Source organism: Streptomyces sp. 184 (assembly GCF_045781775.1).
In the GTDB taxonomy this organism is placed as follows: domain Bacteria; phylum Actinomycetota; class Actinomycetes; order Streptomycetales; family Streptomycetaceae; genus Streptomyces.
The window spans coordinates 1052723-1065199 of record NZ_CP123230.1 but is presented as its reverse complement, the minus strand read 5'-3'; the positions used below and the strand labels follow the sequence as shown (position 1 = coordinate 1065199).

General features: G+C 71.9%; 10 protein-coding genes and 1 pseudogene. 4 read left to right on the top strand and 7 right to left on the bottom strand.

The window, feature by feature from the left end; all coding sequences use genetic code 11:
• Nucleotides 1-50: 50 nt before the first annotated feature.
• Nucleotides 51-1631, top strand: coding sequence for a methylmalonyl-CoA mutase (locus QBL21_RS04735; protein ID WP_407560704.1), 1581 nt, complete (start codon nt 51-53; stop codon nt 1629-1631).
• A gap of 162 nt (nt 1632-1793) precedes the next feature.
• Here the strand turns inward: QBL21_RS04735 and QBL21_RS04730 are convergent, their stop codons facing one another.
• The 3 genes from QBL21_RS04730 to QBL21_RS04720 all read right to left on the bottom strand — a co-directional run bounded on the left by QBL21_RS04730 (nt 1794) and on the right by QBL21_RS04720 (nt 4726).
• Nucleotides 1794-3017, bottom strand: coding sequence for a macrolide family glycosyltransferase (locus QBL21_RS04730; RefSeq protein ID WP_407560703.1), 1224 nt, complete (start codon nt 3015-3017; stop codon nt 1794-1796).
• Nucleotides 3018-3073: 56 nt separating this feature from the next.
• Nucleotides 3074-3712: a CatB-related O-acetyltransferase gene (locus tag QBL21_RS04725; protein WP_407560702.1), complete on the bottom strand. Its 639-nt coding sequence runs from the start codon at nt 3710-3712 to the stop codon at nt 3074-3076.
• Between the two features lie 156 nt (nt 3713-3868).
• Nucleotides 3869-4726 carry a class I SAM-dependent methyltransferase gene (locus QBL21_RS04720; protein WP_407560701.1) on the bottom strand — a complete coding sequence of 286 codons (858 nt, stop codon included), beginning with the start codon at nt 4724-4726 and terminating at the stop codon, nt 3869-3871.
• A gap of 205 nt (nt 4727-4931) precedes the next feature.
• On the opposite strand from QBL21_RS04720, the gene QBL21_RS04715 reads away from it, so the two are divergent.
• Nucleotides 4932-5603 carry a TetR/AcrR family transcriptional regulator gene (locus QBL21_RS04715; protein WP_407560700.1) on the top strand — a complete coding sequence of 224 codons (672 nt, stop codon included), beginning with the start codon at nt 4932-4934 and terminating at the stop codon, nt 5601-5603.
• A gap of 1351 nt (nt 5604-6954) precedes the next feature.
• Here the strand turns inward: QBL21_RS04715 and QBL21_RS04710 are convergent.
• On the bottom strand, nt 6955-7539 hold the full coding sequence (locus QBL21_RS04710) for a TetR/AcrR family transcriptional regulator (protein WP_407560699.1): 585 nt from the start codon (nt 7537-7539) through the stop codon (nt 6955-6957).
• Nucleotides 7540-7630: 91 nt separating this feature from the next.
• On the opposite strand from QBL21_RS04710, the gene QBL21_RS04705 reads away from it, so the two are divergent.
• Both QBL21_RS04705 and QBL21_RS04700 read left to right on the top strand, forming a co-directional pair.
• Nucleotides 7631-8491 (top strand): NAD(P)-dependent oxidoreductase, encoded by an 861-nt coding sequence (locus QBL21_RS04705; RefSeq protein ID WP_407560698.1) that lies wholly within the window; start codon nt 7631-7633, stop codon nt 8489-8491.
• A 718-nt stretch (nt 8492-9209) separates the two neighbouring features.
• Nucleotides 9210-9998, top strand: a complete 789-nt coding sequence (locus QBL21_RS04700) for an SAM-dependent methyltransferase (RefSeq protein WP_407560697.1) — start codon at nt 9210-9212, stop codon at nt 9996-9998.
• A 24-nt stretch (nt 9999-10022) separates the two neighbouring features.
• Here the strand turns inward: QBL21_RS04700 and QBL21_RS04695 are convergent, their stop codons facing one another.
• The 3 genes and pseudogenes from QBL21_RS04695 to QBL21_RS04685 form a co-directional block, all read right to left on the bottom strand.
• Complete coding sequence (locus tag QBL21_RS04695; RefSeq protein ID WP_407560696.1) at nt 10023-10274, bottom strand: DUF397 domain-containing protein; 252 nt, start codon at nt 10272-10274, stop codon at nt 10023-10025.
• 37 nt (nt 10275-10311) lie between these two features.
• Nucleotides 10312-11058, bottom strand: a pseudogene (locus tag QBL21_RS04690) (Scr1 family TA system antitoxin-like transcriptional regulator); the annotation flags it as partial.
• A 159-nt stretch (nt 11059-11217) separates the two neighbouring features.
• Nucleotides 11218-12453 (bottom strand): amidohydrolase, encoded by a 1236-nt coding sequence (locus QBL21_RS04685; RefSeq protein ID WP_407566304.1) that lies wholly within the window; start codon nt 12451-12453, stop codon nt 11218-11220.
• Nucleotides 12454-12477 lie beyond the last annotated feature (24 nt).

Genomic DNA, 12477 nt, shown 5'->3' with positions numbered 1-12477 from the left:
AAGCCGGGGAAACCGGGGAAACCGGGAAACCGGGAAAGGCTGGGAGCACAATGGCGCGCCGATCGGAGTCCGGTCTGCCCATCGAGCCGGTCTACGGGCCCGAGGCCCTGGCCGGCTGGCACCCCGACGTACGGCTCGGCGAGCCCGGGGCGTACCCGTACACCCGCGGCGTCCACCCGACGATGTACACCGGCCGGCCGTGGACGATGCGCCAGTACGCGGGCTTCGGCACCGCCGCCGAGTCCAACGCCCGCTACCGCGACCTGATCGCCCACGGCACCACGGGCCTGTCCGTCGCCTTCGACCTGCCGACGCAGATGGGCCACGACTCCGACGCCCCCCTCGCGCACGGCGAGGTCGGCAGGGTCGGCGTCGCCGTCGACTCGATCGACGACATGCGCGTGCTCTTCGACGGCATCCCGCTGGACCGGGTGTCCACGTCGATGACGATCAACGCCCCGGCCGCGCTGCTCCTGCTGCTCTACCAGCTCGTCGCCGAGGAGCAGGGCGTCCCTGCGGAGCGGCTCACCGGCACCGTCCAGAACGACGTGCTGAAGGAGTACATCGCCCGCGGCACGTACATCTTCCCGCCGAAGCCGTCGCTGCGGCTGATCGCCGACATCTTCCGGTACTGCCGCGCCGAGCTGCCGAGGTGGAACACCATCTCGATCTCCGGCTACCACATGGCCGAGGCGGGCGCCTCGCCCGCGCAGGAGGTCGCGTTCACCCTCGCCGACGGCGTCGAGTACGTACGCACCGCCGTCGCCGCCGGCATGGACGTGGACGACTTCGCGCCCCGGCTGTCGTTCTTCTTCGTCTCCCGCACCACGCTCCTGGAGGAGGTCGCCAAGTTCCGCGCCGCGCGCCGCATCTGGGCGCGGCTGATGCGCGAGGAGTTCGGCGCCCGCAACCCCAGGTCGCTGATGCTGCGCTTCCACACCCAGACCGCCGGCGTCCAGCTCACCGCGCAGCAGCCCGAGGTGAACCTCGCCCGCGTCACCGTCCAGGCGCTGGCCGCGGTCCTCGGCGGCACGCAGTCGCTGCACACCAACTCCTTCGACGAGGCCATCGCGCTGCCCACCGACAGGTCGGCGCGGCTCGCGCTGCGCACCCAGCAGGTGCTGGCGTACGAGACGGACGTGACCGCGACCGTCGACCCCTTCGCCGGGTCGTACGTGGTGGAGACGATGACCGACGAGTTGGAGGCGGCGGCGGTCGGGCTGATGCAGCGGGTCGAGGACCGGGGCGGCGCGGTCAGCGCGATCGAACAGGGCTTCCAGAAGGGCGAGATCGAACGGAACGCGTACCGGATCACGCAGGAGACGGAGGCAGGCGAACGGGTCGTGGTGGGCGTCAACCGCTACCGGCTGGCCGAGGAGGAGCCGTACGAACCGCTGCGCGTCGACCCGGCGATCGAGTCCCGGCAGGTGGCACGCCTGGCCCGGCTCCGCGCGGAGCGCGACGGGGCGGCGGTGGACGCGGCGCTGGCGGAGCTGACGACGGCGGCGGCGGGCACGGCGAACGTGCTGTACCCGATGAAGCGGGCGCTGGCGGCGCGGGCGACGGTCGGCGAGGTGTGCGACGCGCTGCGGGGGGTGTGGGGGGCGTATGTACCGGTGGACGTGTTCTAGCGGGGGTGCGCGGCGCGGCCGTTGCGGCCGGAGGCCGCGCGGCGCGGGGTTCGGAGGCGACGCAGCGCGGGGTTCGGAGGCGACGCAGCGCGGGGCCGGGGGCGACGCGGGGCCGGGGCGGCGCGACGCAGGGCCGGGGGAGCCCGCGCGGCGCGGGCGGGCTCAGCGCACGGGGTCCTCGGCGGCGGGCAGGAGGTTCTCGATGAGGTCGGCCGCGCGCCGGGTGCCGCCCTCGGCGCGGGCGGCGGCCTGCAACTGCCGGGAGCGCTCGGCCCGCTGCGGATCCTCGACCAGGTCGATCAGCGACGCGCGGAGGGTCTCGGCGGTGGCGTCGGCGGTGTCCACGCGGCGGGCGACGCCCAGTTCCACGAGCCGGTCGGCGTTCATGAACTGCTCGGCCCCCTGCGGCACGGCGATCATGGGCACGCCCGCCAGCAGCCCTTCGCCGCAGCCGCCCATCCCGGCGTGGGTGACGAAGGCGTCGGCCTGGTCGAGGATCGCGCGCTGCGGGACCCAGGAGTGCAGCTCGACGTGGGGCGGGACGGCGCCGAGTTCGCCGGGGTCGGTGTACTTGCCGATCTGGAGGACCACGTGCCAGCCGGGCAGGTCGCCGAAGGCGGCGATGCACTGCCGGTAGAACTCGGCCTGACGGGTGTACGCGGAGCCGAGCGAGACCAGCAGCACCCGCTCGGCACCGGGCGGCCGGCTCCAGCCGTCCGCGCCGGTGTCCGCGCCGTCCGCGCCCGTGTTCGTACGCAGGTCGAAGCAGGGGCCGACGAAGGTCACCGTGCCGGTGTCGACACGGTCGGCGTTCGGCTGCATCGCCCGCGTGATCAGGGCGAGGGCGCGCCCGGGCCGCCCGGAGAAGGAGTCCACGTCCGTGGTCGTCGCCCCGCACCGCGCCAGCCACCGCGCGAACTTCTCCTGGTACGCGTCGGCGCCCGGCAACTTCCGCAGCCCGGCGGCCACTTCCTCCTCGTACCCGTCCCAGGCGACGAACGTCGGGGAGAGCTGGAGGAGGGGCCGGCCCTGCGCCTCGGCGAGGGCGCGGCCCGCCCAGGCGCCGATGTCGTAGAGGTACAGGTCGGCCGGATCGTCGCCGTAGGCGGCGTGCAGTTGTGGGAGGGCCTGGATCGCGTCGTCGAGGAAGAGGTCGGCCGCGCCGATGGGGTCGTCGGGCCAGTCGTTGTCGACGACGGGCAGCGTGGAGGTGCAGGGGACGAGTTCGGCGCCGGTGGGCTCGATGCGGTCGGCGACGAGCGGGTCGTTGGCGTACGTGACCCGGTGCCCGCGGGCGACCAGCTCACGGATGACCGCGAGGCTGGGCAGGATGTGGCTGACGGCGGGGATGCCGACCATGGCGATGTGGGAGCGGCGAGGGGACATGGACGATCACTCGTTTCGGGCGGCGGGGCGTGGTGCGCGGAGAGGGCTCGGCGTGCCTACGGGGCAGCGTCCTCCAGCTCCGCGACCGTACCGGACATGATCGTCCGTACGTGCTCGGTGATGCGCTGCACGGGCCAGTCCCACCACGCCACGGCGAGGAGCCGGGCGACCTCCGCGGCGTCGTAGCGCGTACGGATGAGGCGGGCCGGGTTGCCGCCGACGATGCCGTAGTCGGGGACGTCGGAGGTGACGACGGCCCCGGCGGCGACGATCGCGCCGTGGCCGATCCGTACGCCGGGCATGACGGTGGCGCCGTGCCCGAACCAGACGTCGTTGCCGACGACGGTGTCGCCCCGGCCCGGCAGGCCGGTGATCAGGTCGAAGTGCTCGGCCCAGGAGCCGCCCATGGTGGGGAAGGGGAACGTGGAGGGGCCGTCCATGCGGTGGTTGGCGCCGTTCATGAGGAACCGGATGCCGGTGCCCAGCGCGCAGTACTTGCCGATGACCAGCCGCTCGGGCCCGTAGTGGTAGAGGACGTTGCGCGTCTCGAACGCGGTCGGGTCGTCGGGATCGTCGTAGTACGAGAAGTCGCCGGCCTCGATCAGCGGCGACGTCAGCAAGGGCTTGAGCAGGACGACGCGCGGCTGGTCGGGCATCGGGTGGAGCACGGTGGGATCGGCGGGGAGGGGTGGCATCGGGAAGGCGGTTTCCCTTCACGGGGCAGGTGGTCGGCAGTGCGCGAACACTAATGCGACAACTGTAGCGGTAGTGCGCTCGCGGCCGGCGGCCGGAGCGGTACCGCTGCCGGGTTCACGTGTCTGCCGGCGCCGGTGCCGACGCCGACTTTCCGGCTACGCGATGCCCGGGACGGGATCCTCGGGGCGCTGCGCCGTAACCGTGAAGTAGTCGAGGATTCCGTCCTCGAAGGCGCGCAGGAAGTTGCGGGGCCAGGTGCCCGGCTCCCACATGCCCGCCAGCCAGCGGTCCCAGCCGGGCCACACCGACGCTCCGATGGAGTCGGCACGCACGTGGGCAAGACCGGCCCGTTCGAGGCTGCCGACGAGTGCGGGGACGGTGTGCGCGACGTCCAGTCCGTCGGCGAAGGTGTGGAGCATGCCGGCCAGGCGCCCGGCAGCGGCCGGATCGGCGCCGGGTACGAAGAAGCTTGCGACGACGACGCGGCCACCGGGCCGCAGGACGCGGGCGGTCTGCTGAGCGAACGCGCCGAGGTCGCGGAAGTGCTGGGCCGCTTCGACGCTGTACAGGCAGTCGAACCCGCCGTCGTCGAACGGCATGTCCTCGGCCGCGCCCCGCACGAAGCGCAGCCGCTCGGGGCGTAGGGCCAGCAAGCCGGCGTTGGCCTGCCCGGCGCGTTCAAGCTGCTGCGGATGGATGTCCATGCCGGTGACGTGAGCGAAGCCGTGCTCTTCGAGCGCCACCGCGGCGCCGGCCCCCAGCCCGCAGCCGACTTCCAGGGCCCGCAGCCCGGCGGTGGGCGCCAGGGTGCCGAGTACGCGGCGGTACATGGCCTGCTGACTGCTGATCCGGTCGTGTTCGCTCAGGGGCTGGTCGAGGTCGATGCCCTGCCAGTGGCCGAAGTTGATGAACCCCCCGCCGAACAGGGGCATCGAGCCGAGATCGGTCGGACCGTAGGTCTCCCGGACCTGGGGCGGGATCGGATGCTGTGCCGCCCTCGAACGTCGCGTCATCTGTGCAACCACCTTGGCGATGAGGAGCGTTCCGCGGTCCGGTGGACCGCACTTCGAGTATCGGCACCCTCGGCCCCCGGCGCGAGGCCCGCCGCGGGTGACGTCTGGGCCGTCGCGGCTGTCCTCGGCGGTCTTCGGCTGTCCCGGGCCGTCTCGGCCGTCTCGGCCGTCCGGGCACAGCGATCAACCCGATACTGGGTCCCTGATGACAGACGCCACTGCCACGCCGCCGGACCGCCGCCCCGGCGGTCGCACCGCCCGCATCCGCGCCCAGGTCCTCGACGCGGTGCGCGCGGAACTCGCCGAGAACGGCCACGAAGGACTCACGGTGGAAGGTGTCGCGACCCGCGCGGGCGTACACCGCGCCACGGTCTACCGCCGCTGGCGCGACGTGGGCGGCCTGCTGGTCGACGTCATCGAGGCCGCAGGCGAGATGGACTGGCAGCCACCGGACACGGGTTCCCTGCGCGGGGACCTGACGGCGCTCAACGAGGAGATCCAGGAGTCCCTGGTCGTACAGCCGTCCTTCGCGGTCGCCCTGATGGCGGCGTCGTTCCACTCCGCGCAGGCCGCGGAAGCCCAGACGCGGCTGTGGGAGGACCGGTACGCGCAGTGCGAGATCCTTGTCGAGCGGGCGGCGGAACGGGGTGAACTCCCGGCGGGGCGAACGGACGCACGGGCAGTGCTGATGGCCGCAACGGCACCGGTGTACCACCACGCGGTACTCCTACGCGCGGCCCCCGACCCACAGTTGCCGGCGCGGAGTGCCGCGGCGGCGGTACTGGCGGCGACGGGGGGCGCGTTCGGGGTGGGGGGTGGTGGGGAGGGTCCCTCACACATCCCCTCACACCCGCCCAAGGGTATGCGGCTCCTCTGACATCGCCTTGTGTGCGGCGTCGGGGTGGCGTGGGTGGGCCGGCTCCGGGGGGACGGTGTCGGGGCTGGGCGGCGTTCGCTGGGCGGCCCGGGTGCGGGGAGGGGATCGGCGCCGGGGATGCCATGATCCGCGAGGTGGGCCGGTGGTCGGGGGGCCTGCGAGGGGAGTGGCGGTGTCGTTGTGGCTCCCCCCGGGCCACCCCACTCCTTGAGTGTGCGGGCCTGCGTCCGCCGTCAAGGGCGTCCCCTCCGCTTCGCTGCGGGGACGTCGCTTCGCGATGGGGCTTCGCCCCACCCTTGACGGCGGACTCCGGCCCGAAAAGATCGGCGGCTATGGGTGGCCCGGAGGGAGCGGGCGCCCTAACGCGGGGCTACGGATGCAGATCCCGGCGGACGGGGGGCACGGAGCGCCGGAGGCGGGCCTGCCCCGATCGCGGATGCAGCCGGATGGACGGGGGCCGGTTCACCGGAGATGGGCCGTCCCGATCGCGGACATCCCGGGCGGACGGGGGTCGGATTACCGGAGACGGGTCGGGTCCGGTCGCGGGGTGTCCCGGATGGCGGGGGCCGGACCGCTGGAGGTGGGTCTGCCCCAATCGCGGGCGGGCTCCGGACTGCGGGGGCGGCAGCCCTGCGTGGCGCGGCTCGGTCTCCGGGCGTAGCGCGGTGTCGGGGGGCGGGCGTCGGAGGGCCGGTGCGTCGTCGGGTGGGTGTCGCGAGGCGCCGAGGGCCGGGTGGGTGCGTACGGAGGGGAAAGAGCCGGCCCCTGGGTCCCGAATCGGTTCGGATTGACGGGTGTTACCGCGAGTTACGACCCAATTTCTCCGCTCGGGCCCCGCGGGCGGCGGTACCGGGCCGGGGCACCGGCCGGGTGCGTGTGGGTGGGCGAAAGTCGGTCCGCCTGGGCGTTTTGGGATACTTTCGGGGGTGGGTTACCGCGAGTTTGTCTCGGCGGCGTGCACTCGGGTCACCTTGGGACGCGGATGCGCCATCTGGGGGTGGGTCCGTGCGCGTCGCGTAGCAAAACTCGGCCCCCGAGGGGGATTTGGGCCGGTTTGGCGGGCTGGTTACCGGGACTTCGCGCCGGTAGCGCTCATTCCGGGCCGCTTGGGCAGCGGCCGGCGAGGGCTGGGGCGGTCCGTGCGTCTGGATGCGCGAAAGACAGCCCCGGAAGCCCTAATCGGGCCCAATCGGGGAGTGTTACCGCGAGTTACGACCCAATTCCTCCGCACCGGAGGCGTGGCGCGCGGAGCCGCCGCCCCCGCGCCAACTCGCTCGCAGGAAGGCGCCCCTTCCCCAAGACCCTCGGCAATGCACGCGTTCCGGGTTTCGGGGAATGTCGAAGGGCGCGGCTAAGGGCGGTAGGAGCGGACCAGGCGGGCCAGGTGTGTTCCGGCGAGGTCCAGAGGGGTCGTGCTCCGGGTGATCTGGGCGGTCATCTCGGCGCCTTCCAAGGTGCTGACCACGGTGTGGGCAAGGTCGCTCGCGATGTCGTCGTCCATGCCGGCGGCCGTGAGCTTGTCGCGGACGATGCCGTGCCAGTTCGCGAAGGCGCGCTCGGCGGCGTCGCGGACCTGCGGAAGGCGGCGCGCGCTCTCCAGTGCGGCGGTGGTGACGGGGCAGCCGTCCATCCACTCGGAGTCGCGCATGCCGGTGGCGAGTTCGCGGGCGCAGGCGACCATCGCGTCCGCCGGGTCGTCCTCGCGTTCCATGACGGTGCGCAGCAGGTCCGCGAACTCGCGGTCGCCGTGGCCGATCGCCTGGACGGCCAGTTCGACCTTGCCGCCCGGGAAGAAGTGGTACACCGAGCCCAGCGTGGCCTCGGCCTCCCGCGAGATGTCCTTGAGGCCCGTCCCCGCGTAGCCCTTCCGCTGCATCAGCCTCGACGTAGCGCGGACGATGCGGTCCCTCGTGCCGACCTCGTGCTTGGTTCGCATACGGCCCAGACTACTAGATAGAGCGTTCGTTCTAGTGGTCTGCTACGGTGCCGCAGACTAGATAGAACGTTCATTTTAGTAGGGAGTCCTCATGCCCGAAGCTTCCGTCACCGTCATCGGCCTCGGTCCCATGGGCCATGCGATGGCCTCCACCTACCTCGACCGCGGATACGAGGTGACCCTGTGGAACCGCACGGCCGCCCGTGCGGACGGACTGGTCGCGCGCGGCGCCCGGTTGGCCGGCAGCGTCGAGGAGGCTTTGCGCGCCAACGAACTGGTGGTGCTCAGCCTCACGGACTACGACGCCGTGTACGCGATCCTCGAACAGGCGCCGCAGGCGCTGAGCGGGCGTACCGTCGCCAACCTCACCTCGGACACCCCGGCCAAAGCGCGCGAGACCGCCCTATGGCTCGCCGAACGCGGCGCCGTACAGATCACCGGAGGCGTCCAGACCCCGCCGTCGGGAATCGGCAGCGCGGATGCGGCAACGTACTACAGCGGCCCGGCCGACGCGGTCGCCAGGCAGCGGACGGCCCTTGAGGTGCTGACCGGCATCGAATACCTCGGCGAGGACCCGGGCCTCGCGGCCCTGTACTACCAGATCGGGATCAACATGTTCTGGACCGGCCTCGTCGGCTACCTGCACGGCCAGTCGGTGGCCGCGGCCAACGGCATCTCCGCCGAACAATTCCTCGAACATGCGGTGAAAACCATGGACTTCAAGTACTTCCTGGAGTTCTACGCACCACGCATCGACGCCGGGAACCACGAAGGCGAGGTCGACAACGTGGGCATGGCCGTGGCCAGCCTGACGCATGTCGTGCACACAGCCGAGGATTCGGGCGTCGACGCATCCGTCCCGTCCGCGGTCCTCGACCTGTTCCGCCGCGGAGTCGCCGAAGGCCACGCACACCGCAGCCTGACCAGTCTCGTGGAGGTGCTCAAGCGGTAGTTCGTTAAGCCGCAATCCCCATGCCACGACGCAGTGGGCGTACGGGGACATCCCCGCCCGCGAACCGGACAAGCCCGCTCCGGCCCTCGGCCCCCGGTCGGCCAGGGCATCCACGATCGGGTTTCGCCCGGCCGCCCTGGCCCAGGCGCGGCGCCCGCCCGCGACCAGGGGAAGCCCGTCTCGGGTGGTCCGCCCCCCGGCGTCCAGGACCATCGGCGATCGGGGCGGATCCGTCTCCGGCGCTCCGGTCCCCCGTCGTCGGGGCTCTGCATCCGTAGCGCCGCGTTAGGGTGCCCGCTCCCTCCGGGCCACCCATAGCCGCCGATCTTTTCGGGCCGGAGTCCGCCGTCAAGGGTGGGGCGAAGCCCCATCGCGAAGCGACGTCCCCGCAGCGAAGCGGAGGGGACGCCCTTGACGGCGGACGCAGGCCCGCACACTCAAGGAGTGGGGTGGCCCGGGGGGAGCCCACACGTCACGGCCACTCCCCTCGCAGGCCCCCCGACCACCGGCCCACCCCACGCACCACCACCCATTCCGGTACCGATCCCCCGGACCCGGCCCCCACCCCCCGCCACCCCGGCGCCGGGCACAAGGCGTTGTCAGAGCAGGCGCATACCCTTGGGTGGGTGTGAGGGGATGTGTGGGGCGGGGGGAAAGCGGTGCCGGGCGGGCGGAAAGCGGTGTCGCGGAGTTGCCGGGGCGTCCTACGGTTCGGGCCATGGACGACGCCACCTCCCCGCCGCGGCTGACCCGGCTCACGTTTCACGGCCCCCTCTCCGAGGACCGGGCGGCCAGGATGATCCGCCGGCTGTCCGCGCAGGCCACCCCGACCGCCCCGATGTCCGTGCTGGACATCGGCTGCGGCTGGGGAGAGTTCATGCTTCGGTTCCTTGAGGCGACACCCGGCTCGACCGGCGTCGGCATCGACCTCAACGAAGAGGACCTCGCCCGCGGGCGGGCCAACGCCGAAGCCCGCGGGCTGGCCGACCGCGTCCACTTCCTCCAGGAGTCCGCCGCCGACACCGCCCACGGTCCCGCCGACCTCGTCCTGTGCTTCGGCGCCAGCCACGCCCTCAGCGATGCCCCGCCTCCCGACCACACCCCCGCCGCCCTGCACGCCCTCCGCCGCCTGGTCACCCCGGGGGGCCGTGTCGTTCTCGGCGAAGGAATCTGGCAACGCACGCCCACCCCGGACGAGTTGTCGGCCATGTGGCCGGACGCCTCCCCCGGCGAGCACCACGACCTCGCCGACCTGGTCGACCTCGCGATCGCCGCGGGCTTCCGGCCCGCCTGGATCGAGACCGTGAACAACGACGAATGGGAGGACTTCGAGTCCGCCTACCAGTCCGACGTCGAGGAATGGCTCGCCGCCCACCCCGGCCACCCCCTGGCGGCAGAGACCCACGACCGCGTCGACCGCCACCGCGCCATGTGGCTGCGGGGCTACCGCGGCCCGCTCGGCCTGGCCTACCTGACGCTGATCCCCACAACGACGCCGCCCGCGTAGTCGCGGGCGTCGTCGGTTGCGTGGTCAGGCGGTGAGGAACTCCTGGTGCTTTACGGCCGCGAGGAACGCCGTCCAGGCGGCGGGGGTGAAGGCGAGCTGGGGACCCTCGGGGTCTTTGGAGTCACGCACCGGGATCGCCGTCGGGGTTGTCTTTACCTCGACGCAGTCGCCGCCGTTGGCTTCGCTGTAACTGCTCGTGCGCCATTCCGCGGCCACTTCGATGCAGTTGCCGCCGTTGGACTCGCTGTAGCTGCTCTTGCGCCACGCGATGGCCATGATGCCGGTATCCCTTCATGAACTCGCCGATCAGAGCGGCGGATTCGTCGGCTGACAGAGCGTCGGCCCTGAGCACATCATAAGTCTGCGCGTGGCGCACGTAGACCGTTGGAGCGTCGGTCAGATGTCCGCGGTCCAGCGACTCCCAATAGATCCAGTCATGCGTGTCAGGCATGGTGATGAGGGACAGCGGCGTCGTGGGGCGGAAGATTCCCGGCCGCGCTGCCGGAACAATCTGGATGCGGACGTTGTCCCGCTCCCCTGCCGTGAGCAGGTGCGCGCACTGCTCACGCATGACCTCCGCCCCACCGATCACCGTGCGCAGGCAACTTTCCTCCAGCAGCCCCACGTACAACGGCGGCTCGCCGGGAGAGAAGAAACGCTGCTGACGGCTGAGCCTGGCCCGTACTCGGTCTTCGATCTCGTCCTTGTTCGGCTCAGTGGCGAACAATGCGCGCGCGTAATTCTCCGTCTGAAGTAGACCGGGAATCACATGCCGCTGGTACTCGCGCATCGCCACGCACTCCGCGTCCATCTGCGCCCTGTGCTCGAACCAGTTCGGATGCCCCACATCCGGATACCAGTCCACCTTCCCCCACAGCGCGATCAACAGATCGCCCGTGTCCAGGATCTCGTCGCACTTCGTCACGAGGACATCCGGCGGCACACTCCGCCCCGTCTCCACCCTCGCCACATGCGACCTGTCGCACGGAATCTGCCGCGCCAACTCCACCTGCTTCAGGCCCGCCCGCTCGCGGAAGTGTCTCAGCACGTCCCCGAACATCATGGCGGTCGTGACCCCGCCGCCGTCTCCCGTCGCGTTGCGTCGAGTCATCCGTCAAACCCCCTACGCTACGAACTCGATCCGCTACATAGCGTAGCCAATCAGTCGGACAATAGAGACGCAAGTGTCCAACTGATCACTCGCGTGAGAAGGGTGACGCTAGCCGACCGGCCCCGCGTCCAGCAGCGCTGCCGCTGTGAAGAGTTCAACTCCCACACGGATCGCGCCCTCGTCCACGTCGAAGTCGCCCTGGTGCAGATCCCGCGGCAGGCCGGTGTCACCCACCGCCCGTACGCCCAACCGCGCCAGCGCGCCCGGGACATGCTCCAGGTACCAGGAGAAGTCCTCCCCGCCGAGGCTCTGTTCCGTCGTCTCCACCGACTCCGCGCCCCGCCGCGACGCCATGCCCTTCGCCAGCAGCGCCGTCATCACCGGCTCGTTGACGACCGGCGGGACCCCGCGGACGTAGGTGATCGCGGACTTCGCGCGGTGCATGGCCGCGACCTCGTCGACCGCCGCGTGGACCATGTCCGGGGCGCGGCGCCACGTGTCGAGGTCGAGGCAGCGGACCGTGCCGGAGAGTTCCGCGTGCTGGGGGACGACGTTGCAGGCGTGGCCTGCCTGGAGGCGGCCGAACGTGACCGCGAGGCCCGCGCGGGCGTCGACGCGGCGCGCCAGCAGCGACGGTACGTCGGTGGCGACGCGGGCCGCGGCCGTGACCAGGTCGGTGGTGAGGTGGGGGCGGGCGGTGTGGCCGCCGGGGCCGTCGAGGGAGATTTCGAGGCGGTCGCAGGCGGACGTGATGGCGCCCTGGCGCAGGCCGATGCGGCCGACCTCGACGCGCGGATCGCAGTGGACGCCGATGATCCGCCCCACGCCGTCGAGCACGCCGACCTCGATCGCGTCGGTGGCGCCGCCGGGCAGCACTTCCTCCGCGGGCTGGAAGATCAGCCGTACGGGATGGGGCAGCAGCCCCTCGCGGGCCAGGCCGGCGAGCAGGATGCCCGCTCCGAGGACGACGACCGTGTGCACGTCGTGGCCGCAGGCGTGGGCGCGGTCGGGGACGACGGACCGGTACGGCACGGTCTTGGTGTCCGGGATCGGCAGCGCGTCGATGTCCGCACGCAGTGCCAGCATGGGGCCGGGCGGCGGGCCTTCCGGGTCCACGCCGATGTCGCAGACGAGCCCGGTGCCCGCGGGGAGCACGCGCGGGGCGAGGCCCTCCTGCTCCAGCCGCTCCTTGATCGCCGCGGTGGTACGGAACTCCTGATTGCCCAGCTCCGGATGCATGTGCAAGTCCCGGCGGAGCGCGATGAGTTCGGCGTTCAGCGCGTCCGGAAGCGCCCCGGGCAGCGGCGCGTCGGGGCCGGACTCGGGCTCGGCGTCACGGGACATCAGTTGGTTCACACTGTGCAGCGT

Coding starts and splice junctions, on each gene's coding strand:
- QBL21_RS04735 (WP_407560704.1), top strand. CDS start 51: ATGGCGCGCCGATCGGAGTCCGGTCTGCCCATCGAGCCGGTCTACGGG.
- QBL21_RS04710 (WP_407560699.1), bottom strand. CDS start 7,539: ATGCGAACCAAGCACGAGGTCGGCACGAGGGACCGCATCGTCCGCGCT.
- QBL21_RS04720 (WP_407560701.1), bottom strand. CDS start 4,726: ATGACGCGACGTTCGAGGGCGGCACAGCATCCGATCCCGCCCCAGGTC.
- QBL21_RS04685 (WP_407566304.1), bottom strand. CDS start 12,453: ATGTCCCGTGACGCCGAGCCCGAGTCCGGCCCCGACGCGCCGCTGCCC.
- QBL21_RS04695 (WP_407560696.1), bottom strand. CDS start 10,274: ATGGCCATCGCGTGGCGCAAGAGCAGCTACAGCGAGTCCAACGGCGGC.
- QBL21_RS04715 (WP_407560700.1), top strand. CDS start 4,932: ATGACAGACGCCACTGCCACGCCGCCGGACCGCCGCCCCGGCGGTCGC.
- QBL21_RS04730 (WP_407560703.1), bottom strand. CDS start 3,017: ATGTCCCCTCGCCGCTCCCACATCGCCATGGTCGGCATCCCCGCCGTC.
- QBL21_RS04700 (WP_407560697.1), top strand. CDS start 9,210: ATGGACGACGCCACCTCCCCGCCGCGGCTGACCCGGCTCACGTTTCAC.
- QBL21_RS04705 (WP_407560698.1), top strand. CDS start 7,631: ATGCCCGAAGCTTCCGTCACCGTCATCGGCCTCGGTCCCATGGGCCAT.
- QBL21_RS04725 (WP_407560702.1), bottom strand. CDS start 3,712: ATGCCACCCCTCCCCGCCGATCCCACCGTGCTCCACCCGATGCCCGAC.